20 protein-coding genes and 3 pseudogenes are annotated in these 26,855 nt (G+C 59.9%); 12 read left to right on the top strand and 11 right to left on the bottom strand.

The genetic code is table 11. From position 1 onward, the window contains the following. Nucleotides 1–73 precede the first annotated feature (73 nt). The 3 genes from F3H96_RS30645 to F3H96_RS21300 all read right to left on the bottom strand — a co-directional run bounded on the left by F3H96_RS30645 (nt 74) and on the right by F3H96_RS21300 (nt 4,632). Nucleotides 74–1,132, bottom strand: a complete 1,059-nt coding sequence (locus tag F3H96_RS30645; protein ID WP_188131488.1) for a right-handed parallel beta-helix repeat-containing protein — start codon at nt 1,130–1,132, stop codon at nt 74–76. Nucleotides 1,133–1,464: 332 nt separating this feature from the next. Next, entirely contained in the window at nt 1,465–2,772 is a 1,308-nt protein-coding gene (locus F3H96_RS21295) for a polysaccharide biosynthesis/export family protein (protein WP_149803697.1), read from the bottom strand. 723 nt (nt 2,773–3,495) lie between these two features. After that, nucleotides 3,496–4,632, bottom strand: coding sequence for a transposase (locus F3H96_RS21300; protein ID WP_149803698.1), 1,137 nt, complete (start codon nt 4,630–4,632; stop codon nt 3,496–3,498). Nucleotides 4,633–4,834: 202 nt separating this feature from the next. Between F3H96_RS21300 and F3H96_RS31190 the strand changes: the two are divergent. Beyond that, nucleotides 4,835–5,111, top strand: a pseudogene (locus F3H96_RS31190) (transposase); the annotation flags it as partial. Here the strand turns inward: F3H96_RS31190 and F3H96_RS31630 are convergent. From F3H96_RS31630 to F3H96_RS21315, 3 genes are all read right to left on the bottom strand, one after another. Further along, a complete protein-coding gene (locus F3H96_RS31630) occupies nt 5,105–5,242 on the bottom strand; it encodes a hypothetical protein (RefSeq protein WP_348530073.1) in 138 nt (45 codons plus the stop codon). The pseudogene F3H96_RS31190 and the gene F3H96_RS31630 overlap by 7 nt on opposite strands. Further along, nucleotides 5,223–5,615: a DUF5372 family protein gene (locus F3H96_RS31200; RefSeq protein WP_348530074.1), complete on the bottom strand. Its 393-nt coding sequence runs from the start codon at nt 5,613–5,615 to the stop codon at nt 5,223–5,225. Before F3H96_RS31200 ends, F3H96_RS31630 begins: the two co-directional genes overlap by 20 nt. A gap of 187 nt (nt 5,616–5,802) precedes the next feature. Beyond that, nucleotides 5,803–6,642, bottom strand: coding sequence for a WecB/TagA/CpsF family glycosyltransferase (locus tag F3H96_RS21315; RefSeq protein WP_149803700.1), 840 nt, complete (start codon nt 6,640–6,642; stop codon nt 5,803–5,805). Nucleotides 6,643–6,909: 267 nt separating this feature from the next. Between F3H96_RS21315 and F3H96_RS21320 the strand changes: the two genes are divergently transcribed. The 6 genes from F3H96_RS21320 (at nt 6,910) to F3H96_RS21345 (ending at nt 16,174) form a co-directional block, all read left to right on the top strand. After that, on the top strand, nt 6,910–8,403 hold the full coding sequence (locus F3H96_RS21320) for a hypothetical protein (protein WP_149803701.1): 1,494 nt from the start codon (nt 6,910–6,912) through the stop codon (nt 8,401–8,403). Nucleotides 8,404–8,490: 87 nt separating this feature from the next. Continuing rightward, nucleotides 8,491–9,756 (top strand): phosphotransferase, encoded by a 1,266-nt coding sequence (locus tag F3H96_RS21325; RefSeq protein ID WP_188131489.1) that lies wholly within the window; start codon nt 8,491–8,493, stop codon nt 9,754–9,756. Continuing rightward, nucleotides 9,753–11,906 carry an exopolysaccharide transport family protein gene (locus F3H96_RS21330; protein WP_149803703.1) on the top strand — a complete coding sequence of 718 codons (2,154 nt, stop codon included), beginning with the start codon at nt 9,753–9,755 and terminating at the stop codon, nt 11,904–11,906. The genes F3H96_RS21325 and F3H96_RS21330 overlap by 4 nt, the downstream gene beginning before the upstream one ends. Continuing rightward, nucleotides 11,896–13,500, top strand: coding sequence for a right-handed parallel beta-helix repeat-containing protein (locus F3H96_RS21335; protein WP_149803704.1), 1,605 nt, complete (start codon nt 11,896–11,898; stop codon nt 13,498–13,500). The genes F3H96_RS21330 and F3H96_RS21335 overlap by 11 nt, the downstream gene beginning before the upstream one ends. 2 nt (nt 13,501–13,502) lie before the next feature. Next, entirely contained in the window at nt 13,503–14,888 is a 1,386-nt protein-coding gene (locus F3H96_RS21340; RefSeq protein WP_149803705.1) for an O-antigen ligase family protein, read from the top strand. Continuing rightward, nucleotides 14,885–16,174 carry a lipopolysaccharide biosynthesis protein gene (locus F3H96_RS21345; RefSeq protein WP_149803706.1) on the top strand — a complete coding sequence of 430 codons (1,290 nt, stop codon included), beginning with the start codon at nt 14,885–14,887 and terminating at the stop codon, nt 16,172–16,174. Before F3H96_RS21340 ends, F3H96_RS21345 begins: the two co-directional genes overlap by 4 nt. Nucleotides 16,175–16,638: 464 nt before the next feature. On the opposite strand, the gene F3H96_RS21350 is transcribed toward F3H96_RS21345, so the two are convergent. The 3 genes and pseudogenes from F3H96_RS21350 to F3H96_RS21360 form a co-directional block, all read right to left on the bottom strand. Further along, a complete protein-coding gene (locus F3H96_RS21350; RefSeq protein WP_149803707.1) occupies nt 16,639–17,007 on the bottom strand; it encodes a hypothetical protein in 369 nt (122 codons plus the stop codon). A gap of 67 nt (nt 17,008–17,074) precedes the next feature. Continuing rightward, the gene (locus F3H96_RS21355) at nt 17,075–17,746 is read right to left on the bottom strand and encodes a sugar transferase (RefSeq protein WP_149803708.1); all 672 of its coding nucleotides are present in this window, start codon (nt 17,744–17,746) and stop codon (nt 17,075–17,077) included. A 259-nt stretch (nt 17,747–18,005) separates the two neighbouring features. Continuing rightward, nucleotides 18,006–18,113: pseudogene (locus F3H96_RS21360) on the bottom strand (integrase core domain-containing protein); the annotation flags it as partial. 162 nt (nt 18,114–18,275) lie between these two features. On the opposite strand from F3H96_RS21360, the gene F3H96_RS21365 reads away from it, so the two are divergent. From F3H96_RS21365 to F3H96_RS21385, 5 genes and pseudogenes are all read left to right on the top strand, one after another. After that, nucleotides 18,276–18,587, top strand: coding sequence for a DUF4158 domain-containing protein (locus F3H96_RS21365; RefSeq protein WP_188131490.1), 312 nt, complete (start codon nt 18,276–18,278; stop codon nt 18,585–18,587). Between the two features lie 197 nt (nt 18,588–18,784). After that, nucleotides 18,785–19,164: pseudogene (locus tag F3H96_RS21370) on the top strand (Tn3 family transposase); the annotation flags it as partial. Nucleotides 19,165–19,590: 426 nt separating this feature from the next. Further along, entirely contained in the window at nt 19,591–20,745 is a 1,155-nt protein-coding gene (locus F3H96_RS21375) for an aldolase (protein WP_149803711.1), read from the top strand. Next, nucleotides 20,736–21,737 carry a nucleotidyltransferase family protein gene (locus tag F3H96_RS21380; protein ID WP_244620094.1) on the top strand — a complete coding sequence of 334 codons (1,002 nt, stop codon included), beginning with the start codon at nt 20,736–20,738 and terminating at the stop codon, nt 21,735–21,737. The genes F3H96_RS21375 and F3H96_RS21380 overlap by 10 nt, the downstream gene beginning before the upstream one ends. A 70-nt stretch (nt 21,738–21,807) precedes the next feature. Next, on the top strand, nt 21,808–22,050 hold the full coding sequence (locus F3H96_RS21385; RefSeq protein WP_149803712.1) for a hypothetical protein: 243 nt from the start codon (nt 21,808–21,810) through the stop codon (nt 22,048–22,050). Between the two features lie 168 nt (nt 22,051–22,218). Here F3H96_RS21385 and F3H96_RS21390 read toward each other — a convergent pair whose 3' ends face one another. Continuing rightward, nucleotides 22,219–22,917, bottom strand: a complete 699-nt coding sequence (locus F3H96_RS21390) for a hypothetical protein (RefSeq protein WP_244620095.1) — start codon at nt 22,915–22,917, stop codon at nt 22,219–22,221. A gap of 532 nt (nt 22,918–23,449) precedes the next feature. After that, the gene (locus tag F3H96_RS21400; RefSeq protein ID WP_149803713.1) at nt 23,450–26,803 is read right to left on the bottom strand and encodes an Ig-like domain-containing protein; all 3,354 of its coding nucleotides are present in this window, start codon (nt 26,801–26,803) and stop codon (nt 23,450–23,452) included. Nucleotides 26,804–26,855 lie beyond the last annotated feature (52 nt).

Raw genomic sequence — 26,855 nt, forward strand, 5'->3', positions numbered from 1 at the left:
TCGGCGCGGTCGTCGACCTCTTCACCCCAGTCGAATGTGCCAACTACTTCAAAGCCGCAGGATATGAACCGGATTAAACAGGACGTGCTCTAGGCTTTCGCGCGAGAGAAAAAAGAGTGCGAACGACGCGACGTCCGAGCTCGGACGGACCTCGTCGCGCCAAATCGTCGGCACGCGAGAGCGCCATGAGCCCCACGCCAGATTGGCGGCCAAACGCAAGGGGGCGCCGAGGAAGGGATGTCTCGCAGTGAAAACCCGTCTCCAGTGCTGGAAGCGAACCATCGGGCGCGGTGCGCAGCTCGTCGGGATCCTCGTCCCGAAGAAAGTGCAAGGCCAGGAGTTGGGTGTCGAGCGCATTGCGGGTGCCGCTCGCCACCGGCGCGTAGCCAAGCGCTTCCAGGCAGGCTTGGGCGGTCGCCTCTTCGGTCGGCTCCACAGCCAAATCGAGGTCACTGGTCATCCTGCTGGGGACGCGCTCAGGGACGGAAAGAAACAAGGGTATGGCCCCCTTGAGCAGGAGCGGAGCGATCTCGCGCCGATAACGAGTTCCCGCGATGCATGTTGATACCCGAGTCCTCCTTCTATACGTGATGCACGACTCGACGATGTTGCCGTCGCTTCGCGATTCGACACCTGCCGCCGCGCGGTAGAAGGTCCGGGCGTTATCGTGTGAAAGCACGTGTCTCACGCGCACCCCTGTGGTACTGTCCAGCATATAAACGCCAGTATCCGAATAGTTGTAGACCTCCGTTCCGTCCACGAGTGAGCTGGAAGAGATCGAATTTAATCCCCTTGTAGGATTTGCCACGGATCCTCTGTCCGGCCCGTGTACATAGCCGCCGGCGATGGAAATACGCGTCGACCCCTCAATGTCGATGCCAGTGAGAGGGGTGTCTCGTGTACCGTTGCCGCTCATGCTCACGTCACTGGAGCTGTTGGTCAATATTCCCGAATTGCCCGTCGATTGGATCGTGTTGTTCGACAAGACGACATTGGCGCACAGTGTGCAGCGGATACCTTCGTAAACCGTATTGCTGATGATGAGCCCGCTGATAGTCACCCATGAGACACCAGGCAGGTCGAAGCCGCGATTGCCGCCGGTGACCACCGCATTGCTACTCGTGCTGATCACGATTGGCGCCTCGCTGACGCCGCAAACCTTCACAAGCACCTAGCCAAGATAGGTACCCGCCGCAACCGCTACCGTGTCGCCGGGATTGGCAACGGCCACGGCCGCTCTGATCGTGCAATAGGGCGTCCCCCTGGGCATCCGAGCAGTCGACCTGATTGTTGGCGTAAAGCGTAATACTCCAGGCAGCCTGTGCAGCCGCCGGAAATAGCCCGCCTGCCACCAGCAGGGGCAGGATACCAGATAGCCACACAGGCCTACCAAGCTTCGGCTCTCGTGCTTTGATCGTCAGAATGGCTCCAGTTCCCGCAGTCGGGTCACCTTGGTCTTCTCCCTCATTGCACGTCAGCTGGGCTTTTCCCATCCGCCCGGACGATCGCTGTCTGTGCCGCTGACTGCGGACCGTCGGCCGCCTGGCTGCCGGTCCGCTCGACTGTGACAATGTCGCCCGGTTCGATTGGAGGGTCGCGGCCGTCATCAAACGTGAGGATACTCTGCCTGCGTCTGATCGTGAATCGAATAGCGCTTGCCGTGTGCAATGGGTTAGCGATTGCTGCCTGCGCTTGGCCTATAATGTCGCTGAGCGTCTGGATGCGGTTCACGGCCTCATGCAGGCTTGCCTCTGTCGCCTGCATATCTGCGAGAACTTCCTGCTGCCGGGAGGATTGCAAGTCGAGCATGTCCTTCTCGATTTTGGAGATCTGTTCGCGCACAATGAAGATGCGGCCATTGATATCAAGCTGCTGCGACTGCAAGTCAGTGTGTGCCTGCTGGAGAGTCAAGATCTGTGCCGCCGTGATCAGGCCGTTCTGGACCAAGCCCTTCGTGCGTTCGATTTGGGCCTCAATCCTTTGAGACTGATCTGCGTTCACGTCAATGCGCCCTTGAAGTGCCTTTACCTCCTCTTCGTTCAGCGCCTTCTGGCTGGCAAGTAAGTTGAGACCCTGGCGCAATGCGTTGCGCCGCTCTTCAAAAAGCTGGCGCTCTCTTTCCACGAGAGATTTCGAGTTTGCACCGAGTTCGGGTGGAAAGGAGACTGCGGACTCACCCGCAAGTTCAGCGCCAAGCCGCGCACGTTTTGCCTTGAGTTCGTCGATTCTTTGCGACAGCGTACGCGTATCGCCCGCCGCCGAAAGGAGGTCGTGCGCCGGCTGCCACGCCGTTGCCCCCTGTATCAACCGGGACCCGCCGGCGATACTGTAAGCCTTCAATGCCGTGAGCCCCGGTTTGAACGCAAATTCACCGGGGTGATCGACATCGCCCATCACGTAATAGGGCCGGTACTCTGCAATATCGACGATGACACTGGGCTTGGCGATGAGGCCGACTTGGGCCTGCAGTCTGTTCGCAACATCGGCGGCGATTTCCGGCGCACTGCGCGACGCCGCATCGACGAGCCCGATCAGCGGCAACTCCACCCGCCCATTGCTTCCGACAACGAACTCTCCATTGAATGCAGGCCACGCGCGCAACGTCCCATCCGCCTGCTGCCAGTCATAGACGCGAACGCTCAGCTTATCCTGCGGGCTGATCGTAAAGTTGAGGCCATCGTCGGCCCGCGCCGCCGCCACAGTCAAAGCCACAGCAGCGGCCAGTGAAACATAAAGCGGAACATTGCGATGCATGAACTCACCCGTTTCCAACAGAGCAGCTCCAAACAATCAGAACGAACGACAGGCCACAGCGTCAATGCCTGATTGCGACGGCGAGATTACTTGAGGGTGAGTTTATCAACACCAGCTGCGGGTGAGGTAGTGCGCATCGGATTAAACCGGTCTACCTCTTTCGGAGTATTGTGAGGCGCATAATCAGCCAATTGGATTAGGTCGACCCGTGCGGATCTAGGGCTGCACCGCTGTAGACGGCTTCAGGTCTTTGCCGTCGTCCGGCTTAGTCGCGATTTTTCCGACTTGATCGGTCGCCTGATTGTGGGGGCGTATTACCTGAACCGTATTATCGCGGCTCAATATATTGAAATAGGCGTAACCGATTGCCATCCACAATGGGATCGACAGCAAGAGCCCAATGGCTATCCCCTTGAATGCATGTGAGGAACTCATCTCTAACTCTCGTATCCCTGCAAGTTTTACAATACTAGTGCTTGTCGCTCAGGAGTGTGCAGCGGTTCTGGCACAACGACACGCATCAAAACAAAGGCTTAAAGCGCGTCGCTTGGATCCGTTTCAGCGCGACGCACTTTAATACTAGTTACCCACAACGGAGCATACCACTTACCCACAACGGAGTATACCAGATACCCACGACGGAGTAATGACCCAAACGACTTTTACAGAATTCACTGCCCGGAGTGATTACTCCCCTTCCGAGGTTTGGCGGCAGAGTGGCTTATCGGGCTGCGGCTATTTTCATCCTGAACCGAGAGGCGAGTGCGGCATTTGTGATGTCAAGGGCGAATTCGTCCGGATCGAACTCGTCGCCGAACTCTTTGACGCGTTCGGGGATGGCTGGGATCGCCAGGATGGCCAGCAATTCCTGATAACCCCAGACGCCGTCGCAATCTTCCGGCGGACAATTGCACTTATCCGCGATACAGACCGGATAAGCTCCCCGCTCGACCGCCGGCTCGCTTTTTCGAATGCCATCGTGTGCTGCCAGTTGTCTCCGAAGTCATAAATATAGACGAAGCGAACGACAGGAGATCCCAGCAGGCCGTTTAGGCTCACTCGATTTTCGTCGGCGACGTCATCGACACTGTGCCGATTGCGAAATTGCTCGCCCCCGACGTCGAAGGCATGGAGGTGGCAATTGTGCCAGCCCATGGCCGCCTGGATTGCCTCGTGCAGGTCGCCGAGCGTCATCGGCGGCTTCAGGCCGCGCAGCGTCATCTTCAGAGTGATGATGTTCATGCTGGCGCCGCTCTTCGGCACACTGGTCCTGGTGACGATCTTCCCATCCTGTCGGCGTCGGACATTGGCGTGGCGGACTCCACCGCCCTGCTTTGCGGATGCCATTGCCCGTGGCAAGGGGACGGCGCCGGCCAAATCTATGTGCCGATCGGCAGGGGCCGCCCGTCGAGGGTGTGGCGGATGGCGGTCGATGGCGCTGATCGATCTTCGGCGCGCGGTTTCGACGGCCGACCTGATGTAGGCGTAGAGGGCAGCGCCCCATTCACTGCGGAAGCCGTTGGTTATCTTGCGGTAGACCGCGCAGGGGCGCAGCGCTCGCTCCGAGCCGTTATTCGTCGCGGAGATGTCCCGGTTGGTCACGAAGGCGAAAAGGTAGCGGCGGATCTTCTTGATGACCGTCTGCAGCTTGGTGCCGGCCGGGCGGCTCGGGATCAGGGCCATGAGGCGGTCGAGCCGGCGGTCAAGGTCGGCCTCGTAGGTCTTGAGCGTGGCGTCGGCGAGACACTCGCGTCGCCGCCCTATGGCGCAGGCGCGTTTGAGCAGGCCCTTCAGGCCCGGCGCGGCCTCGATGGCGTATTGCACATCGTGGAACAGATGGGCCAGACAGACTTGATGGTCTCGCTTGGCCCAGCCCATCTGCCCGCCGTAGCGGTGGAGATCGAGTAATCCGGGTGGTCCTTGCCGAGGAAGGCCTCAACCACCGCCCTGGAGCGGTGCTTGTCCGCAACGAAGGCGGCCTGTCGCCATGGTGGAGGACCAAAGCCACCAATTCGCCTTGCCGACCCGGATGCCGGTCTCATCGGACGCGATCAGCCGATCATTAAATGGTGCGGTGGATGGGGCTTTAAGGTTCGAATTGCAGATGCTGGCTGATTATATCCTTGAGCGCATCAAGGAGGGCGAAAGGATCTTCGCTGACGAAAACGACCTTGCCTACCCTTGTCCCCGGAGCCGGCAAGATCATGAAAGCCTGGTTATGGCCTATGCGCGCGATGATCGACCATACGGTGGAACCACTCCGCCCATGGTTGCCTATCGTTTTGAGGACAGCAGGGGCGCGCATTGCGTGGCGCGCCATCTCGCCGGGCGGCATCCTCCAGGTCGACGGCTACTCGGGCAGCAAGGCTTCGCCGCGGCCGACCCCCGCGCCAAGGTAGCTCTTGCCGTTGGCGTTGTCGGCAATCAGGTGCTGATTCCTCTCGAACTCCTCCCAGGAAATATATGCCTCATGGTGGCCGCGGATCAAAACCTCCCAGTCCTTCCAGTTGCGGCGTATGCATCACTGCTTTTACCCGTTCCTCGCTCGACATCTTGCCCGGCGGCACGGCGGGCGCGAACTCTTCATCGGCATGTCCTCCTCCAAAGATCGAGTCCCTCGGAAGAGAGGCTACGAGATGATCGACAAGTGCGCGAAGTTCGAGGAGGTGTGTGAGCGGAAGTCGGGGCGCGGCAATGATCGCAACCGAACCGGCCTGTGGGGCGGCCATCCAGTCCGGAAGATGGAAGGTCCCGCTGTGCGGCTGCCAAATAAAAAGGTGGCGGATGCCGTCATGATCATGCTCACCGACCACAGCAACGGTCTGCCCGACCAACGGATGGAATGGATGAGTGACGACCACGTCGAAGCCTGGATTCCCTCCCAGACCTTGACCGCATCGCGCAAGGCTGGCCCGCATCCGAAATCGACGCGCTCAAGCCTTGGACCTTCAAGCCAGACGCTATCGGCTAAGCGCTTACGTTGGACGGAAGCCGCCAAAAGGTCCCGTTATCGCGAGCGCGCCGAGGGGCTGGAGACGGGAAGAGCGCCTACTGCGGGGTGTGCCTGGTCTTGCTGAGCAGAGCCCAAGTGGCGATTAGGTTGGTCGTGGCGTAGCGGACCAACAGGCGCCTTGGTTCGAGATACAGCCGGTGCGCCCACTCGAGACCGGCCGACTGCATCCATTGCGGTGCCCGCCTGTGGGCGCCGGACAGAAAGTTGAACAACCCGCCGCTGGTCTTCATCACGCCAACATTGGTCAGCTCTTGTCGCCAGCGATGGCAGAACTCGAGCTCGCGCGGAAAACCCATCGCTACCCACAGTATATCTGGCCGCAAGACATTGATCTCCTGCACTGCCAGCAGCTCTTCATCCGCGGACGCAAAGTAGCCGTTCCTCCGTCCCACAATTCGAAGGCCGGGATAGCGGGCGCGGACATTGCCAACAGCGGATCGATTCTCATCTTCCGAAGCGCCGAGCATGTAGAAGCTCGCGCCTTCGGCGGCAGCGAGCTTCGCCACATCGTGGAACAGATCCGTGGTCGCGGAGCGATCTCGCAGCGCGCCGTTTCCCAGCAACCGGGAAGCGAAGACAAGCGGCTGGCCATCGGCGCTCAGAACATGCGTGCACGCAAGGAGCTGCTGTGTGCGATGACGGTTCCGGCCAACATAGAGGTCGGCCAACACCTGTCCGTTGACTGACGAACAGATACAGGGGGCGAGTCCGCTGCCTCTGGCCTTTAGGGCCATTTCAACCACGAGTCTTGCGGTCTCAACACGGCTGAGGGTGGCAATGCTCACGCCACCAATGATCTCCGTGGGTAGCGCCTGGGAGGCGGTGCGCCCACGCAGTTGCACTCGTGACGACTTATTGACGGTGTCCGCACTCATCATCGAATCCCTTTGCCGGCTGGTGCGCTGTGCAGTTGGGGGAATTGTACCAGCGCACAGGGAGTGCCGCGGAAACGCAAAAGGTCGATGGGTCTCACTCGAAAGAGGTACGCACGACTAACCCGCAAAGCCCAATAACGCTGCTGTCAGATCCATGCTAGCAACTGGGGCCAGTGGTAGATTACAGAACCGCCATCGCCGGTTTGATGTCTTAGACTCAGTTATAGTGTGTGGATGGCTATGAATCAGGTTCTAGTGCCAGGGGCCTTGAGCCTCGACAGCAAAGGTCAGAATGAGAAAGCCGTAATCCGCAAGCTTTTCAGCGAACTGGATGCGGCAAGGATTTCCTATTGCCATTGGAAGAGCAACTGCCGTCTTGAAGCGACCCTTGCCGGCGACGAAGATATTGACATTCTTGTGGACCGCCGACAGGCCGCGAATCTCCAAGGGGCGCTGAGCGTCTCGGGGTTCAAACTGGCGCAATCCGCTCTTGGAGCCGGCCACCCCAGCACATTTCACGCGATTGGCCTTGACGGTCACACGGGCGAGCTTGTCGACCTCCACGTCTGCCATGAAGTCTATAGCGGCGACAGCCTGGTGAAGAACTACCGCATGCCGATCGAGGGCGAGCTCCTTGCCAACACCCGTGAACTCTTGGGGGTGAAGGTGCCGGACGCGGCCTGCGAGTTGGTCTATTTTGTGCTGAGGATCGCCCTGAAACATCTGAGTCCCATCGAATTACTGAAATCAAACCGTCATCGCAGCAAACACGCCGACGAACTTGCCTGGCTGCAACAGGCGGCCAGTCGAAGCATCGTGCCGCCCCCGGCCATTTGCGACAGGCTGTTTCCCGTTGTTGGTGCTGGACTCTTTTCCGATCTCGTCAATGCTATCGCCAGACAGGAAGCAATTTTCCTCCGTATTCGGCTTGGCTGGAAGGTCGCATGGCGGCTGCGCGGCATGCGACGGCTTTCAGCATTTGCCGCTGCTGTCTCGCGGCTCTGGCGCTTTGGCGATTTCGTCAGAGGCAGACTGAGTGGCGCGAAGAGTTTGCACCTCGTGAGCGGCGGCGCCATTGTGGCACTGGTAGGCCCCAAGGCGACTGGCAAATCAACGACCGCGAATGAACTCGCCCGCTGCCTCGGCCGGCACCTAAACGTTTGCCGCATCCACGCTGGAAAACCGCCGCCAACGTTGATTTCCTGGATTCCGAACTGGTTCGTTCCCCTGGCACGTCGCCTCCTGCCGCATGAACGGATGGCGGTCTATGAAGACGCCGCGCGCCGCGGGCGTCGCGATTTCTCCCTCTTCCATGTCGCACGGATGGCATTGCTCGCACACGACCGCCGCCGTCTGCTGCAGCGCGCTTCGCGCAAAGCGGCAGCGGGCGCAATTGTCATATCTGACCGATATCCCTCGTTGCAGCCCGGCACCATCGACAGCAGCAGCTTCGACAGTCTGGCCCTTGCCGGTTGCGATTCATGGCTGAAGCGCAAGTTGATGCAATACGAACGCTACTGCTACTCCGCGATACCCCGTCCCAATCTCGTAATAAAACTCACAGCGCCGATCGCTATCGCCATCGCGCGCGATGCCACACGCGACAAGGCAGGAGGACCGGACGAGGCCGCGGTACGTCGGCATTGGGAACTCGAACGTAAGACGGATTTCGGATCGACGCCTGTCGTCACCATCGACACAACCGGACCTCTGGAAGAGACGGCCAGACAGGCGGTCAATGCGGTTTGGGCGGTCTTGTGAAAAAGGAGGGTTGGATCCTTGGTGCACGATCTACGGTATAGCAACACACAGGACCCAATGCTCTGTCCGCGGCACCTCGATTCCGCCTTGCAGGTGCTCTCTGGCGGCCAGTTTGGCATGCTCCAAATGAGCCTCGCAGGCAAGGAGAACGGCCACAAAATCCTTGAGCGCTATGCGGTATTCCCCGGGCTCGATGATCCCCGTGTGCTTATCCCACTCACCGGTGGTGCTAAGGCCCGCACTGCGGTCCTTGCGCAGTATGGGACGGGAGCGGGTTCGCGCGTGTCGCGCCTGGCCGCCCAGGTGTTGTCATTCGAAAGCCGTCTCGGTCTGCCGCTGTTGTCCTGGGGCAATCGCGTCTCCGTCGTCACAGATTCGCTTGGAGCCAAAGACACTCCGGTCCACGGCTTTCTTGCGGATGTGCTCGGAACGGGGGACTTCGTGATGAGTTTTAGGCTTGCCCCGGGCCGGCCCAATAGCAAGCCCGTCATTCAAGCGGTATCACCGCGAGGCCAGGTTTTGGCCTATGCGAAATTCGGCTGGGATGAGTTGACTCGCCGCCTGGTGCGCCATGAAGCGCAATTTCTCAGAGAACTCGCTCCGCTCTGCCGCCAGAGCGCCGTGGCCATTCCGACGGTGCTCGGCAGCGGACCCTGGCGCGGTCTTGAGGCGCTGATCGTCCAACAGCTTCCCGGCCGCGGGCGGTCCCCCATTGTGCACACGATGTTGCCGGCCGCTGCTGCCATCGCCAGCCTCGCGCCGTCACCACCCAAAGCCCTGGCTGAGACCCGCTTCTGGCAGGAGATTCGCACATTGGCCAGCCAATCAAGTCCTCTGCTGTCTGCCGGTGTCGCCGCCGCTGTCGAACACGGTTGGAAGACAGTGGAAGCGCGCTGGGGCGGGATCGTCTTCCCGCTTGGTGTAAGCCATGGTGACTGGATCCCGCCGAATATCCGGGTTCTTAAAGGTGGCCGTTTCAACGTGTGGGACTGGGAGCGTGGCAAAATCGGAGTTCCACTCGGCCTCGACATCATGCAGTTCGTGATGTTCGTTGAAATGCGCCGTTTGACCAAGCTGCCGCTGATGCCGCGCATCATCCACGTGGGCCGCGATGCCTTGCAAAGCAAGGGCTTCAATCCGGACAATGCGCAGCCGCTCGCGGCGATCAGTCTGCTGCGCTCACTTTTGTGGTTTGTTGAATCCAGGCTTGCCGGCCGTGAAGAGAGCAACTGCAATGAATTCGCGACCGCCCTCGCGGCCTGCCTTCATTTTGGCGCGGCCGGAGGCGCCTTTGAAACGGATCTTCAGAATAACGATCACGACGGGAAGACCGAGAGATATCAAGTATCATGATCAATGAGAACCCGATCGCCGAAACAAGTCGCGAAGCCTCATTCAGCGATCTCTTGGCTATTTTGCGCAAGCGCACTCGGACCATCATCACCACCATGCTCGTCGTCACCATGGCATCTGCCGCGTTTGCCATCTGGCGCGGCCCCAGCTACACGGCGACGGCGCTGGTCGTCGTCGACCCAAACAAGAGCATCACCGGCGCCCCTGTTGAGACACAGAGTCCCACCACGGATCCCTCACTCATGCAGACCCAGGTCAACACTGTGCTGGGTAATCCTCTTGCCAACCAGACGATCGATGCACTGGAACTCCTCAATGATCCAGAATTCCAGATCAGCGCACGTGGCCGGTTCCTTGCGCGGTTCTCAAGCAAAGGCCAGGAAGCGAACGCCACCGAAGAGTTGCGCGGATATGCACTTTACATATTTCAGCGGAACCTCGCCGTCACCAATCCCCCGGAATCACGCGTAATTCAAATTTCGTTCACTTCCATCGATTCCGGCAAGGCGGCAGCAATTGCAAATCGGCTGGCCAACTTCTACGTGGCCAATCTTCTCGACCGCAGAAATGCCGACGTCAGTGCTTGGCGGGCACGCGCCCTGAAGTCGCTCGATGCCCAGAAGGGCCAGGTGATAGAAGCCGAAGGCAGAGTCGCTGACCTGCGTGCGAAGGGCCAGATATTGGCAAGCAGCAATGTCACGCTTGCAAATTCCGATATGCAAGAACTAAACAAGCTGCTGATCGAGTCGAAGGCTGACGAAGCCAATCTCCGATCGAAACTATCCGCCATCGATCAGATCAGGTTGTCCGGCGGTTCTATCAACGCGATCAATGAGGTTCTCGCCTCCCAAGCCGTGTCGCAATTGCGCACGCTGGAATTGGATCTGATGCGCCAGATTGCCGAGAACTCAGCGATCTACAACGACCACAATCCGCGTACTGCAATCCTGAACGGCCACCTTGCCGAGGTCAGGCAGCGCATTTCCCAAGAGATTGACCGCATCGTCACCGGCGTTCGCAACGAACTCGCCGCGGTCACAGCGCGGTCGGCAGCGTTCGAAGAGCAGTTAAAGGGAGCCGCAGACCAAAACGGACGCGCCGAGCTCTACTCCGTGCAATTGCAGGTAGCTGAGCGCGACGCCGTAGCAAGGCGCTCAGTCTATGAGGATCTGCTGCGTTCCGAACAACAAGCCGATGCTATGCTCGGTTCTGCGGATGCGGGCGCTTGGGTCATGTCGCCGGCCGAGATTCCTATCAAGCCATCGAGCCTTAGTGTCTTCATCATCGCCGCTGCTGCTGCGGTGCTTTCGACTCTGCTCGGGGCCGCGATCGCACTTGCGCGCGAATCCTTGGACAAGCGGCTCGTCGGTTCACGCGAGGTCGAGGAAGCGTTAGGGGTGCCCTGCCTGGCTCTGCTGCCCAAGCCTGATCGCGTCGCCGGTCAGATCCGCCACCGCTCGGCCCTCGGCCGGAAGGCGAACTCCCTCTATGCCCACGCGGTTGGCGCTCTGGAGGCGCGACTGGCCGTTGCCTCACCGCGGGCCAGGACCATTGTGATCACCTCACCCGTGCCGAGCCGCGAAAAGGCGCAGCTCGCTGTCGATCTCGCAGTCTATTCCGCCCAGGCCGGCAAGCGCACGGTACTGGTGAATTTCGACAAGTACCAACCGGTACTGATGCGAGATTTCGGCCTGCAAGTGCCGGCCGAAGCAACCAAGCTGTTGAGCTCAAATCTGAGTTCCGACACCTCGATCGACGTGGCGCTGACCCTCGATCAGGCAACGGGACTCGACATCTTGTCCCTCGACGGCGAGCCCCAAAGTGACGCCCATGTTTCTGCCCCCCACAACAACATCGTGACGCTGATCAAGATGCTAGCCAAGCGCTACAAGTATATCATCGTCAATGCGCCGCCGCTGCTGGGGGTAAGCGACTGTCACGCCCTCGCAAGCCAGGGCGATTGCGTCCTCATCGCCCTGGAATGGGGCAGGACCGAGCGCTCCGACGCCGAGGCTGGTGCCGGAGTATTGCGGCGGCTCACCACCCGTTTCGTCTTTGCCGTCATGACCGGCGTCGAAATCCGGGGCCAACAAGTCCAGTCGTCAGGCCTAATCACACAAAAGCGTTTCCGGAGACTCTATGAGGGATGAAGACCAAGGTGCCGCGCCGTCCAACCGGCGGCGCTTCCTCCTTGCAGGTCTTGCTGGAGCAGGCGCTGCGCTGCCGGCGGGGGTGAGTGCCAATGCGTCCGACGCAGGCGCGGAATTCAGTCTTGCGGCACCGGGAAGTGTTAAGCGCCGCATTGAAGATAAACTGCGGGAACTGCCGTCGCTTGACGATTTCGGTGCGCGCGGCGATGGCGTCACCGACGACTCTGAGGCTCTGCAGACAGCACTTGACTGGGCAGGGCAAAGGCCCGGCACGCGGCTGCGTGTACCGCCTCGCGTGTTCGGCCTCGCCCGCCCAATCGCCGTTCCGCAGTCGATCGAGCTTGCTGGCGAAGTGCCGGGGGACGGCAATTCTCCGCTGAGCGGTTTTCGGGCCCTGAAGGGATTTGAGACGCCATATGTCCTACACTATTCAAGCGTTGAAGGTGTGGCTCCACTGCCGCTTGCCGCATTGCTGGTCAGCCGTGAATGGGTGGAGGGGAAAGATTTTGCAAGACGCCTTCACATGCGCGACTTGTACTTCGACGTCGATGCCATAACAGCGCACGGCGGTGTTCCAGTCCACGGGCTTATGCTTGCCAATCAACAGCTCGACATTCATAACATTTGGGTCCGGAGCGCCACCGGCTTTGGCCTGTGGATTAATACCCAGCGCCCCGACGGTACCTTTATGGCTGCGCTCGTCGACAACCTACTCCGTCGCGTATGGGTCAAGGGCGCGGGGGTAGGCGGAGCCAGTTTCACAGGACCACATGGCGAGATGAATTTCGGCGGCATCCTGGTTGGCGCTTTGCCGGGAGCCCGAGACCCCAGAGGCGCAGCTGAGCCGCCATTGGCGACTGACGGCATCTTGGACTATTGCACCGTCGCCGTCGGCCCCGAAGCACTTCTGGGTTGCCGTGGTAACGGCATTCACATCACCCGATCCGCAGGATGGCGCGCCACCGGTTGCCACCTAAACGGCGCGGGGCGTAATGGCATGGTCTTCGAGCATGCCTTCCAGACGGAAATTTCCGGTTGCTACATTGATGGTTGGGGCGTCGGCGCGGGAGCGCGCGAAGGGGTTCTCTCAGCCATATCATGCAACTCCGTCGTCGCGCTCGGCGACGGCGCCGATGGCTCGCTCATTATTTCATCCAATCGTATCGCCTGCCGCTCTGTAGCGGCCACTGCCGGAAATGATTATGTGGCAATCAGCCTCCGGGCCGGATCGATGCCCACAGCGCGCGCCGTCGTCATCGGCAACACGATTGTCAGGCGAGGCGCTGCCACCCATGCCTTTTCCACATTCGATTTCGGAAAGGCGGGGGGCGGCGAATTTGAAGCGCTAGTCATTGGAAACTCCGCCCCGGGAACCGTTACTCCCTTCTTGCGGCCTTGGGACGAAATGGCGGTCCGGCCTCGCTTCACCGGCAACAGTTTTCAGTTTGCAAGCGCTCCACCGTCACTGGGGTGGCACCCTGCGGGCCTCCGCATCGACAACGATGCACCTACTCCAGGTGCCGCGGCGGCGTGGTTCTGTGTAATGCGCGGAAGCCCAGGCAACTGGCGGAGTTGCGGAAGGATCGACTCCTGAACATGTCCATGAATGCTGCCTCATCGCGCCTTGTTGCCGCCAGCCGCAGGCGGGAGAAGGGCTATGTTCACCTTACCGAAGCAGCTTTTTCGATTTTTCTGCTCGGGCTACCCATTTGGTGGGCCTTGGGCATCGGCTTCGTGATGCCGATGTTACTCGCCCTCATCTTGTTGATCATGCGCCCTTCGGCAAACCTGCATTTCACTTTGGGGGACTGTCTGCTCGCCTTCGTCATCGTTGCGCTCACCGGATCCGCATTCGTCAATGGCCTCATCATCGCGCAGGAATCGCTGAGATTCGCCGCGGCCATCTACAATGCGGCAATCTGGGCGAGCGCCCTCATCATCGTCCAGCAGTTTCGCGCGCTCCTCCAAGATGCCGGCGATGGGCGCCGCCGCATTCTTCATCTTGCCTTCTGGAGCTTTGTAGTTCTCATCCCCCTGACCTGGGGCGCCTTCGTGTTCGCCTATGCAGTCAGGCGATTCGACTTGCAATTCCCAAGTCTCTTTGGCGCCATCGCCGGTGACAGGATTCCAGATTCGGCTGCTCTCATCCGCCAGTCCACAACAATCACCCTCACTATTGCCGACTGGGGCTTGCACGGAACTCCGATGCCACGCATCGGCATCTATGGCCCCTATCCAAACGCCACTGCCATCATCATCGCCATCCTCGGTGTCCTAGCGCTTCTGCACCTGCATAACCGTGGAGGCCGGCGAGCCCTGCTCGCGCCATTGCTTGAGGGCCTCATCACGGCAACACTCGCCATTTCGTTAAGCCGTTCAGTTCTTGCTGGCTGGTTGGCGGGGCTCGCGGTGGCGGGAATAGCTTTCGGTTCGCCATCTCGACGCTTGGCAAGCATTGCCGCGGTTGCCGCGGCCCTTCTCCTGCCGCTACTCGCGGACTTATCGTCGCTCACGACTTACCGGGAATACAGCACCGACAGCCGCACCGACAACTACGTCCGAGCCGTCGTCGAAACGCTCGACAACGACCCCGTCTTCGGCCTCGGCATAAAGCCGCGCGAAGAAATCAGCCATATTGCGTTGGGTTCACACTCGACTTTCATCTCCGCTTTTACAAAGGGAGGCGTTCTCGGTCTGTCGCTGGTGGCGGCCTACCTGCTGGTTCTTCCGGCCATACGCTGGCTCGGTCTCGCGGCGGCCGCCAAGAGGCTGCCAGTCGTTGCCAGAACGCAGCTCCGGCTGTTGTTGACGCTTCAGATCACTTTGTGGGCGTGGCTCGTGTTCGAGGATATTGACGCACCCGCGATCGCCTCCATACTGATTTTCCTCTTCATCGCCTACAGCGAGTTTCTCGCAGCCAGCTTGCAATCCGCCCGCAGGGTGGCGCTGCAGTCCCCGATTCGGCAGAGTCTCCGGTCATGACCTTCCTCCCGTCGGCGCGGCTGGAGACCGCCAATGCCGGCGCCGCTTTGCGCCGCAAGTTGAGTGGGCGCATCCTGCGGGTACTCTTCGTGCGCAGCGCCGGCGTTGCTGCCCTGTTCGCGCTCGAAATCGTTTTGGCCCGGTCACTTGGCGCAGCGAATTACGGCGCGTTCAATGTCGCCTTGGCGATCGCCACAGTCGCAGCGCGGCTTGCTCCGATGGGCTGGCTCAACGCTTCGACGCGGCTGCTGAGCGCTTACACTAACGCGCAACAGTTCGGTCTCATCAAGGGGGTGCTGCTGCAGGCTTATGCGACGACTATCGCCGGGCTCGCCGTATCCCTCGGCGCGCTGGGCTTCGCACGCTTCATGTGGCCAGGTATCGCGGGCAACATAGTTCCGGCCTATATGGCATTTCTTGCCACAGCACTGACACTGCTTGAACTGCATCGTTACCTGTTGCGCGGCTTCCACGCGGGCGACCTCGGTGAGGCTTTGCCTACCCTGATGCTGCCAATGAGCGTCATTGGCTTGGTGTTGGCACTGGGGCTCCACGATCCAGGCCGTGCGGTGGTCTATTACGGCGCCAGCTGCGTTCCGCTCCTTGCGATTTCAGCAGTTGCAGTCGCGAATTTTACGCCGCCCGCCACCTGGAAGACAGCAGCCGAATGGCGTGTGGGCGAATGGGCTTTTGCAGCCGCCGCCATGCTGGTCGGCAGTCTTAGTGACGAGGTCGTATCACGCACCGCCGTGCTGATCTTGGGCTTTACCGGCGACAACCATGGTGCGGGACTTTATCAAGCCGCGTCGCGGCTCGCGCTGATGAACGTCTTCATGCTGCGGATCATTACGCCGGTTGCGGCGCCGTGGATAAGCGTGATGTTCAACGATGGCCGCCTCGAGGAACTGAGGGCGTCATATTTGCGCCTTTGTCTATTGTCGCTCGCTGGTGCACTGCCGCTTGCCGTTGCGTTCTGGGCGGCGCCAAGTCTTGTGCTCGGCTGGTTCGGCAACGAGTTTATTGGAGCGGCCGCTATCCTCCGTCTCCTTGGCCTCGGCTATCTGATCTCTGCCGCCGTAGGCCCTTGCGCCACGGCACTGATGATGGTTGACAAGGAGCGGACCTACAGCAAGCTGGCACTGGGCTTCGTGGCATTCAATTTCGTAGCAACCTTCATCCTTTCGGCACTTTACGGTGCCGATGGCGCCGCCGTTGCGACCGCAGCTACCCTAATCGCTGCCAACATCACCTATTTCATATGTTTCTGGCGAACGATCAAACCTTGAGCACTTGGTAGCCGTCCCATAAGCGCCGTCCTCAATTGATCGTGAAGGGAAACACCAGCAAGCCGGAGTTGGTGGAGCCGCGCATTGCAATCGCTTTTGACGATCAGCCGGTGTACGCCAGAGGCAGCGCCGACTCCCGCAGGAACTCATGCTGGGGCCAAAGCTTCCCGCAGCCCCTACAATCGTGACGCCAGCAATCCCGTTGTGGAAATCAGCATCGCGCAGGACGATCGAATGGGTCACGGTCGCCGGCTTCTCCCACCACCGGCGAATAGAGCGTCGTAACAAGGGAGCCGGCACTGGCTGGCGCAGGCTCGCTTCGCAATGGCGGGTGACGTCATCCTGCGGTTTTCCAGTATTGATGTAAGTCTGGAATTGAGAGAGGAAATCATGCGGTTGCCATCCGGCTCGTTCACATAAGCGCGGTAGCGGATTTCCGTCCGGAATTGCGTCAAAACAAATACTTAGAGCGGTTCGGCGATTCTATCAAACGCTGAACCGCCATAGAGAGGCCGGAATTCCCGAACCAGCTCACGGCACCCGCCAGCGCAGCCAAGCCTGGCGGGTGCCGTTGGGCAGGTCATGCCCGCGAGCCTCGTATCTTCAACGCGAGTTATTTCGCTGCTAGGTGTCTTTTTCACCAACACTGCGGCGGCAAGATTGCCCGGATTGTTGTGCAAGACTAAGCGCACTGCTTCGTGCTTATTGTTCTCAGCTGATGCCCAAAATGCGGCTATTTCCGAGCGGGCGAGCGCGTCGCACGTGTTCGGCGGATTGTCCACTGGCGATAACACAATGTGCGTGCGGTCGAACGGAACTGCTTCGGTCGTCATGGTCAGACTCCAAACAACTTCCGAATCACTCAAGTATGCACGATTGGGGGAGGGGCCGCAGACCGGCTCAGTAGGCGGAATCTGATTCGAACACCTCACGGAGGGTCTGAAGGAAGATCAGGCAATCGACTGGCAAACTGGCGTTCTCGATATACTCCAAATCAATGTCCACACGCCGCCGCATGTCCTGTATTCGCGGGGTGCCCCCGCGCGCGCCGCTGATTTGCGCAAGCCCAGTCAGGCCTGGGCGAACTTCAAATCTCCGCACATAATGTGGGATGCGCGCCATGTAGAATCGGTCATGCTCAACGGCATGTGGCCGCGGGCCGATGAGTGACATCTCACCACGCACCACGTTGAAGAGCTGTGGAAGCTCATCGAGGCTCGTCGCCCGGAGGAACCGGCCCAAAGGGGTGACTCGTGAATCCCCTCGGATCGCTTGCTCGACCGTTCCCGCCCGCGTCTCCGCCCAATACATCGTACGGAACTTGAGGAGCATGAATGGCTTCATGCCTATTCCGCTCCGCCGTTGCCGGAAAAGGATTGGTCCAGGAGATGTTGTTGAAATACCGACGGTTATGAGCCCTATCACCGGGATCAGGGCAACCAACAAGAGTACAGCTACCAACGTATCCAGCGAGCGTCTGAACCGGCTGTTAAGATAACTGCGGGATAGATCGATAATAACCCGATCAGTAGATTGCTCTAACACACCCATGTCGACCCCTACAAACGACATGGCTCATTGCAATAAGAACAACATTCCAGACTAAACACACCGTCTGGTGGTTATCACTGCGCCGTTGGCATCCTTTTTACTCAGCGTCGCCGAGATAACTAGCGCATCTCATACACCACCGTGCGTCCAGATTGCAAATGCGCCTCCGGAAAGATTTACTGCAAATAATTTTACAAAATTTGGATTAAAGAGTCTAGCGAAATTAACTCGCGCAACGCGACTGACGTTAGCCTGCCGATGCGAAAATGAGCCGGACGATATTGTAGTCGAGGCGCCGTTCTTCAAGTGCGGCGCGCGCCTGGGCGAGCGAGGTGAACATGGTCTCGTTCAGGAACTCGTCGCACGGATGGCCACTGAAGTTTTCCATCAAGGGGTCGGAACAAGAACTGTTCCCACCGACACCCTAAGACCGAACGGAGCACGAACTTGCGTGATTGATCTGTAGATGAAGCTGCCGGCCGGTTGAAAGCATTTGGCTGATGGCGACCAATTTCCCCTTGAAGTCGGTGTGTGCCAAGGGAGAAGGCGAGTGGATAGAAGAAGGCCCGTCAGCTCAAAGGAAGCGGCGATACTCCTGGGTATAGCGACGGACGAGGATAGCCTGATCCGTCACTTTACACTGGACCCGGCAGATCGTTTGGAATGCGAGCTCCGCCGCCGACCGCAGAACAAGCTGGGCTTCGCGGTTCAACTTTGCACTATGCCCCAGACGGCGGCTCTTGCGGGGTACCGAGCAGCCACCTGCGGCTGTGATCAACTTTCTTGCGGATCAGCTCGGTATCGACGCGCGCTCCACGCCTTCTATGCACATCGAAGCGTTTCGATCACAGCCGATCTTTGATGACCCACCTTGGTCTCTGGACTGCATCCAGAGACGATCGTCGCGCGGCCCTTGTGGCTGCAATCGTGCCGGAGCTCGGATGTGCAGCCTCGGATCTCTGTGGATTGCCACCGCCAGGCACCAGTTTTGATTTTCCTCGTCCGTCCGACTCGACAACGCTCCCGGCAGATTGGTCGAGGATAGTGTCGGGCGATGGTAGCCATCTTTCCGATCAGCTACTTCAGCATTCTGCCCATCAGTCCGACCGAAAGCGAGGCAGCCTCTGTGCCATGCGAGCGACCACGTCTTCGGACTGTTCGCCCTGATCGGCAAGCGGTTCGCGCCTCGACTGCGCAACCTCAAGGACCGGAAATTCCACACATTCGAGAAAGGCGCTGGATATCCGGCACTGTCGAACCACATCGGGGCGCCGATCAACACCACTCTGTTTCTCGACCATTTGGACGATCTACTCCATCTGGCCGCGATCACGACGCGATTCGTGGTGCCGTCTACGGTCCTAAAGAAGCTGTCCGCATCTCCGAAGGAAAGCCAGCTTGCAAGGGCGCTACGGGAACTAGGTCGGATCGAGCGCTCGTCGAACTGGCCCGAAAAGGAAACTCTTTGACCAGCGCGAGTGACGTTCGCCGGTAACGGACACGGATCTACCGAATTTCTTGCGCCCGGTACGCCTTTAGGATGAATCTAAGGCTGGCACTGGAAGTGCTAAGGTAAATATTGTCGATACTGAAGATGCAAAAGTAAACCTGTCAGTTTTTGGGAGTTGTCATCATGCCAACAGGTAACACAGGCCGCTCGAAGAACAAGTCCGAGGGCATTATTTCCCATGCGCGGCATAAATAACCGCCTCGAAGGTGGCGGGCGTTTTTTCACTGGTTAAAGCGCCTCGCGTGAACTTGTCAAACGCGACGCGCTTTAAGGGAGCCTCGTACGATCTACCAGCACGCGCTGGCTTACGCACGATCCCGAGATTCGATGAATTGGCTGGCGGGACGACAATCCGATGAAGCAGCACCAGGCCGTTGATGGAACCATGGCGGCAGGTCGTGTCGACTGCAGCCCGGCCAGCTTCGTGATCGAGGGTCGGCTGGCGCGCGTCGGGGGGCAGAACATCCTGTTCGGCTCGTCCGGGCAGGCCATCTTCGCCGTCAACGATACCGCTGCCGACATCTGGTGCTCTGTGGAAGAAGGCATGCCGCCGGCGGCCATTGCGTTCGAGATTGCGCGCGGCGGCATCGATAGGCATGAGGCAAATAGGTATGTCGAGGCAGCTCTCGAGGACTGGGAACGACTGGGTCTGATACGGCCCCGTGCGCCTTTGTCTCCGCCGTCGGCATACGAGCATGTGAGTCGGGTGGTCGCCATTGCTGGCCTTCATATACGCATCGCCTATCCGGCGGCCTGGGCCTTTCCGGCCATCGCCGTATTTCGGCATCTCGAAGTTCAGACAGATGCTGCAGATATTCTGCTACATCTGGCCGAGCACCGCGGACGGATTCATCTGTTCCGGGATTCCGACTGGATCCAGTCCTGCTCGCCCGACGAACTTCCCGTCATGCTGAAAGGGCACTTGCTTACCGAGGTTCTCGAGCACGGCGCCTATGAACTTGCCGTCCATGCGGCTGCGCTTCTCGGAAGAGAACGCGTCGTGCTCCTCTGCGGAAATCCGGGCGCGGGCAAGACGACGTTGACCATGGCATTGGTCCATGCAGGCTTCGGCTTCGCCGCGGACGACGTGACGCTTTTGGACTCGAAAGGGCGGTGCGTGGGTCTTCCGTTTGCTCCCGCTGTCAAGGCGGGAGCATGGCCGCTTCTGGCCGAATACTGCGCCGATCTCCATGCCATTCCGATCTTTCGCCGTCCGGATCGCCGGCGCGTGCGGTTTGCCGTGCCGAGGACGTTCGCACCGCATTCTCCTCATTCCGTCGGCAGTGTGATCCTGCTCCGTCGAGGTCACGACGCGAAAGCCTGCCTGGCGCCGGTCGATCCGGCGAGCGCTTTGCGCGGCCTGCTCAATGGCGCTTTTGCGCCCGGCAGGGAAGTAACCGGAGCCGCGTTTGATACGCTGACCAAAATCATCGGATCGGCGCAGGCCTACTGCCTGACCTATTCCAGACTCGACGATGCGGTGGAGCTGATCGCGAAGGCATGCCGATGATGCGCGCCGGCGCCACGCTCGATGCGTTGATCGCGGGACTTCGCGGCCGGCCACCCGCCGGCGCCAACTGGCAGGCGGTGATCGCGCTTGCGAACCATACTCTGCTCACACCCGCCTTGTTCTCCTCCCTCGCGCATGCCGGCCAGATCCACGGCCTGCCGCACGACGTGCGCGAGTACCTTCGGTTCGTTCACGACTGCAACCGGGAACGGAACCTGCGCTTGCGCGCCCAGCTGGCTGAAGCCGTCGCAGCGCTGAACCGGCGCGAGATCGTTCCGCTCCTGCTCAAGGGGGCCATACCCTTGTTTCTTTCCGTCCCTGAGCGCGTCCCCAGCAGGATGACCAGTGACCTCGATTTGGCTGTGGAGCCGACCGAAGAGGCGACCGCCCAAGCCTGCCTGGAAGCGCTTGGCTACGCGCCGGTGGCGAGCGGTCGGGGCTTAGCCCGCCGGCAGGACGCTGGAATGCTGGAATTGCGGGCCAGTCAGGCAAGCGCATTCGGCCCGTCCAGTCCCGTCGAAAGAAATGGTCTGCGCGTGAAGATTCCTCCAGCACATTCTCGCGCCCTGCACTGGATGATGCATGACCTTCTCAAGGAGGGGGACTACTGGCGCGGACGGATCGATCTCAGGCACCTTCATGATCTGGCGCAGTTGGCCGAAAGCGACGACATGGATTGGACGGCTTTGCGGGCAGCCATGTCGGATCGAGGCGCGCGCAATGCGCTCGACACCCAACTCCTGGCCTTGCACCATTTCTTCGGGACGAGGATCCCGACGAGCTGCGCACCGCGCCCGATGGTTCGCTTCCAGCACTGGAGACGGGTTTTCACGGCGAGACATCCCTTCCTCGGCGCCCCGTTGCGTTTGGCCGCCAATCTGGCGTGGGGCACATGGCGGTTCTCGCGTGCCGACGATTTGGCGCGACGCGGTCCGTCCGATCTCGGACGTCGCGTTATTCGCACTCTTTTTTTCTCTCGCGCGAAAGTCTAAGCCTTTTGACGTACTGGTTTATTTTTCTGCAATCTATAAAGTAATTTCGCCAGAAATAGAGAGGTTTGACATGGCGATCGAAAGTAAATCTTCGGAAGGGAAACCGGAGATTCTCGTTTCGGAAGCTCAGGCGCGTCGTGACTTTCTCATGAAGGCGGGACGCTTCGCGGCTGTCACCCCGCCAGCCATCACGCTTCTGCTCGGCACGAGCTTGAACTCCAGGGCAATCGCCAGATCGGGCGGATGGCCGGGCAACGGCTGGGGGGACAAGAACCACATTCACATCGGCCCTCCCGGCCAAACCGGAAAATAGTGGTTTTGTTCGACAGCATTTTGAAGGCCCGGGCCGCTCGCCTGAGCAGCCTGGGCTTTTTTGCTGGGCGGTGATCTGGCCCACCAGCATGCGCGGGCCTTCGACCATTCCGAGCATCTCGGGAGCCGGCCACCATGACATGTGGCCGAGGTGTGCTTGGAATTCTCCCTACGCAAGCAGCAGAGTGCTCACGAAATTGTCGTTCTGGAACTGCTCGACATGGACGCGGGTCATGGTGATTTGATCGCCGCCGCCCAGCGTAGCTATGACATTCGAGCCCTGGTTCGTGGCCACCTGCTGGAACTGGCTGGCGTTGGTGATGCCGAAATCCCTGAGATCGAGGACATCGCCGGTGCCGGCACCCGCCACGGTATCGTGCCCATCTCCCTTGTGGAACACGAACAGATTGTGCTGGTTGCCGGCGACGAGCAGATCGTTGCCTTTGCCGCCGATGAGCGTGTCGTTGCCGCCAAGGCCCCACAGGTAGTCCGCGCCCATCGTGCCGTTCAGGACATAGCCGCCGTTGACGATGGTCGGCGTGCGCCCGGCGGGCGTCGAGACAAAATAGGAATCCACCAAAACGGGAGTTGCGGTTGTCCCATTGAAGCTGCTCACCCTGTAGAACTCGATCAGCATGCGCTGGTCTGTTACCGTCACCAGGGTGGCGCCGACATTGGGGACGGTGTGGCCGGCGCCGCCGAGGCCGGTGGTCGTGTAGGGAAGGTAGACGCCGTCGCCATTGTCGTCCCGGTTCTCCCGGTAATAATTGTGCTCGTGCCCGGCAAAGACCGCGTTCACACCCCATTGCTCGAAGGGCCACTGCATGGTGGCAGTGTAGCCGCTCGGATTGTACGGCGTGTCCTGCATGTCGCTGTTGAGGGCAAAGACGGAGGGATTATCATTCCTTTACCGCGCCGCCGCTTGCCGCGCCGACACGCCCTCGTCCGAAGCCTTCAAGACCCGCGACCGAAGATCCACGCTCGAGATGGATGTTGAATCAGCACAAAACGCAGCCGTCACATCACAATCGATTCATCGATCACAGGACGGGCTCTAGATGGCAGTAAAGGTAGGCCAAGCTCCTTCAATGACTCATTGTGCCTCGCCGTCGCCTCCGCGATCTCCCTCATCGACACGTGCCGAGTCTTCAGGTTCGCTGCTGAGAGGACAGACTTCTACGAGCAGTACTTCAGATCGAGCGGATGGCACTCGTACTTGAGAAGCGTCGCGGGTACCGGTGCAAGACACGATCGAATGAGGATAACGCCGGGAACCTTCATGAGGATGCCGGTGCCGATCCCTAACTCGGCGTGCCAACTCCAGGACATACCGCCCTCTATCGAGCGCTGCATTTGTACACGACCCACCCCCACCATTCTCGGCTTCCTGAGTCCAGCCGTCAGGCCAGCAGCCAGTCCGAGCCCAGATGGATTTCGAACAACCGGCCATCAGCGACCTGGTCGACGCCGTAGTCGGCGACGTAGAGGCTCATTTGCTGTCCGTCGTTCGGGTCGGAACTTGGTGCCAGCTCCAGACCCTTGGGCCTCACCGCCACCCCGGTAATCGGGTTTGTGTAGGCCGGCGAGTTGAGGACGCTGATTGTCGAGATGATGTTGCCGTCGTGATCCATCTCCCAGATATTCGGGCTCAATCCGGAGGCGACGAAGAAGATGCCGTGAGTTGGATCGTAGGCCAGCGCCTCCGCGTCATGCATCACCGAGGGGAGATTTATGGTTCTCACCAGTGCCCCATCGCCAGTCAGTTCGTACATCAGTTTCTGGTGGCCATCGAGCTCGAAGATGTGGCCGGTCGTCGGATCGAACCGCAAGTCCTCGCTGTCGTCCTGCCCCAGGGATGCGGTGTCGAATGATCCAAGCTTGGCCGATGGATTGGCCGGGTCGACCCAGAACACCTCCAGCTGATCGTCATCGGAGATATACATATGGCCGTTGGACGGATTGATCCCGAGGCCGGTGGGCTCGAAGGTGAATGACTCCACGCTGTATCCCTGAATAGCACCGGTGGGACCGATCGAGAACAGGTTGGTCTGGCTGAACCACGGTCTCTCATCATGTTCCGAGTCGGCAATGAACAGCTTGTGAGAGACCGGATCATAGGCCAGGCCGGAGGGATCGCCGATACCAGCCCCTGCCGCATCGACATCGCGGAAAGGGGCCGTGGCGAGGTCGGTCACGGCTACGACACTGGCTTGAATGAAGGGGTTTGGATCGTTGTCGTAAATCGTACCAGTCGCCGTATTGTCTGCGATGAAGGCACCGTTTGCGGAGTTCAACTTGAGGCTAAAGGATTCCGTGTTCTCGGTGAACGTGTCGTCCTTGAGCGTGAGCGCAAGGTCCAAGGAACTCTGGCCGGCAGAAATGGTTACTGTACCCGTCGCCGGACCGAGCAGGTCATTGGCGGCGGTGGCGGTGCCGTCAATGATCGAGTAGCTGATCAGAATGTCTTGAGACGCAGTATGGTCGAGACTGAGGTGGAAGGTAATATTGGCGCCCGGGCCTTCGGTTTGCGCGGCATCGGAAATGCCCAGGACCGGCATGGAACTGGTGCCGATCAAGTAGGTTACGGCGAGCTTCGGGTGCACTGAACCCTCGGAGGAGTCTAACCTCCAGGCGTCGGTAGAACCTGTGCTGATCAGCCAGCCCTGGTTTGCAGCATTGAGTTCAGCAGCAGTCGTACCCGCCGTTGCCCAGGCGCGCAGGCTTGCGGTGACATCAACCGTGGTTGGTCCGAGAGCAGTCTGCCCCACAGTCACGTCCGCCACGGACAGGGCCTCGACGCCATTGGCCTGGACGCCTCCGACCATCGAGTTCCAAGTCGCGCTTTCGGTCCAGTCGACCAGCATGCGATAGAACGCACCATTGGCCGCCGACGCAGATTCGTTGTTCGTCTGTAAGGTGAGGATTGCCGAGGTGATGGTGGCACCCACTGGGATCTGCCCCGGGCCCGAACCAAACAAATTGTCGAAACCGAGCAGCGCTTGCTTGGCATTGGCGACGCCGGCATCGGCTTTGTCGACGCTCACTGCGACGTCGGAGCCGAACGACGTCGTGGGCTTTGCCTGATCCAAGGTGGTGTCCAGGGTGGCCGCATAGCCGTTCAATCCATCCTGGAATACTACGGTCGTGGGGGCGGGAATGGCGTTCACCGTCAGTTCGGCCGATGCCGCTGCGCTGTAGTCGTGGCCATCGAATGCCCGGTAGGTAAAGCTGTCGGTCCCGATGAAGCCGGCAATGGGCGTGTAGGTGAATGAGCCGTCCGCGTTGAGCGCCAATGTGCCCTTGCTGGGGCCGATGAGCAGCACCGCCTGCAGCACGTTGTTATCGGCATCACTGTCATTGGCGAGGACGCCATTGGCAGCGCTCTTCGTCAGGGTCGAGCCGGCATTCAAGCTGTAGACATCGTCAGTGGCTACTGGAACGGCGTTGGGCGAACTGACCACCAGACTGACAGTTGCCGTGTTGCTATAGGCTGTCCCGTCGAAGGCCTTGTAAGTAAAGCTGTCGGTTCCGGTGAAGCCGGCAACTGCCGTGTAGATGAACGAACCATCGCTATCGAGGGTCAGCCTGCCATTGGCAGGCCCCGTCTGCAGGACGGCCTCGAGCGGGTTGCTGTCGGCGTCGCTGTCATTGGCGAGGACGCCCCCCGCCCTGACGACGCTAAAATCCGTCCCGGCCGTGACATTGTAGCTGTCATTGGCGGCAACAGGTGGCGTGTTGCCGGAGGTAACCGAGAGCGTGACGGCGGTATCGGCGCTGTACGCGGCCCCATCGAAAGCCTCGTACGTAAAGCTGTCCGGGCCAGTGTAACCGGCGGCGGCAATGTAGTCGAAGGACCCGTCGTCCAGCAGATGGAGCGTCCCGTGCGACGGGCCTGAAATCAACACGGCATCGAGGGCGCTGCCCTCTGCGTCGTGATCATTGGCTAGGACGCCTTGCGCCACCGACACATTGAGTTGCACGCCGGCTTCGGCTGCATAGGCGTCTGCGCTAGCAACCGGCGCGTCGTTGGTGCCGGTGATGGCGACATTGATTTGCTGGGTGGCCGACCCGCCATGACCGTCCGACACCCAAATCGTGTAGGCGATGGTCAAGACCTGGCCCTGTCCCAGGAAGTCAAAGGCTTGCGATCCGGAGTCGAATTGCCAGCCGAGGTTATGGGAGTCGCCGGCGTTGGCAGCAAGCCCCGTGGCCGGAGTGAGCTTCAACAGTCCTTTGACATCGGCTTCGACGAGGCCGCCGGTCGCGCCAGTCAGAACCGCCTTGGTCACAGTTGAACTGACGGTGTCGGAGGTATCGACATCGGTCACCGTAAAGTTGCCGGCAGCCGTAAGCGTGGCATTGGTTTCGGTCAGGTTGGCGCCTGCACTGTCGCCGCTGCCGATCGAGATCACCGGATTATCGTTAACGCCAGTGATGGTAAAGGTAAGCGTGCTGCTGCTGGTATTTCCGAGTTGATCGTTCGCCGTATAGCCGAATTTCTCGGTTACGACCGCTGCCGCGGCCAAGGCCTCAGCCTTCGCCAAGTCGGCTTTGTAGCTGTAGCTTCCATCGGCATAGACGGTAAGGGTCCCGTAGAGGCCCTGAATGGTAGTCGTCGAGCCCACCAGCTTGGAGGTGTTGCCAAACTTGATCCACTTTAACGCGAAGGTTTCCGTGTCGTTGGCAAGCAAGTTACCAGTGACCGTGGTATCTTCGAGAAGACTCGCGGTGTCCGCCTTGGCTTTTATTGTCACTTTACCCTCGCGTTCGGGATTGAAGCCACGCAGTCGGTAAGTTTAGTCCTTA

The sequence above is a fragment of the Mesorhizobium sp. NFR06 genome, assembly GCF_900115245.1.
GTDB lineage: Bacteria > Pseudomonadota > Alphaproteobacteria > Rhizobiales > Rhizobiaceae > Mesorhizobium.

Coding starts and splice junctions, on each gene's coding strand:
- F3H96_RS21300 (WP_149803698.1), bottom strand. CDS start 4,632: ATGGGCTGGGCCAAGCGAGACCATCAAGTCTGTCTGGCCCATCTGTTC.
- F3H96_RS21315 (WP_149803700.1), bottom strand. CDS start 6,642: ATGAGTGCGGACACCGTCAATAAGTCGTCACGAGTGCAACTGCGTGGG.
- F3H96_RS21330 (WP_149803703.1), top strand. CDS start 9,753: ATGATCAATGAGAACCCGATCGCCGAAACAAGTCGCGAAGCCTCATTC.
- F3H96_RS21335 (WP_149803704.1), top strand. CDS start 11,896: ATGAGGGATGAAGACCAAGGTGCCGCGCCGTCCAACCGGCGGCGCTTC.
- F3H96_RS21340 (WP_149803705.1), top strand. CDS start 13,503: ATGTCCATGAATGCTGCCTCATCGCGCCTTGTTGCCGCCAGCCGCAGG.
- F3H96_RS21345 (WP_149803706.1), top strand. CDS start 14,885: ATGACCTTCCTCCCGTCGGCGCGGCTGGAGACCGCCAATGCCGGCGCC.
- F3H96_RS21350 (WP_149803707.1), bottom strand. CDS start 17,007: ATGACGACCGAAGCAGTTCCGTTCGACCGCACGCACATTGTGTTATCG.
- F3H96_RS21355 (WP_149803708.1), bottom strand. CDS start 17,746: ATGTCGTTTGTAGGGGTCGACATGGGTGTGTTAGAGCAATCTACTGAT.
- F3H96_RS21375 (WP_149803711.1), top strand. CDS start 19,591: ATGAAGCAGCACCAGGCCGTTGATGGAACCATGGCGGCAGGTCGTGTC.
- F3H96_RS21380 (WP_244620094.1), top strand. CDS start 20,736: ATGCCGATGATGCGCGCCGGCGCCACGCTCGATGCGTTGATCGCGGGA.
- F3H96_RS21385 (WP_149803712.1), top strand. CDS start 21,808: ATGGCGATCGAAAGTAAATCTTCGGAAGGGAAACCGGAGATTCTCGTT.
- F3H96_RS21390 (WP_244620095.1), bottom strand. CDS start 22,917: ATGCAGGACACGCCGTACAATCCGAGCGGCTACACTGCCACCATGCAG.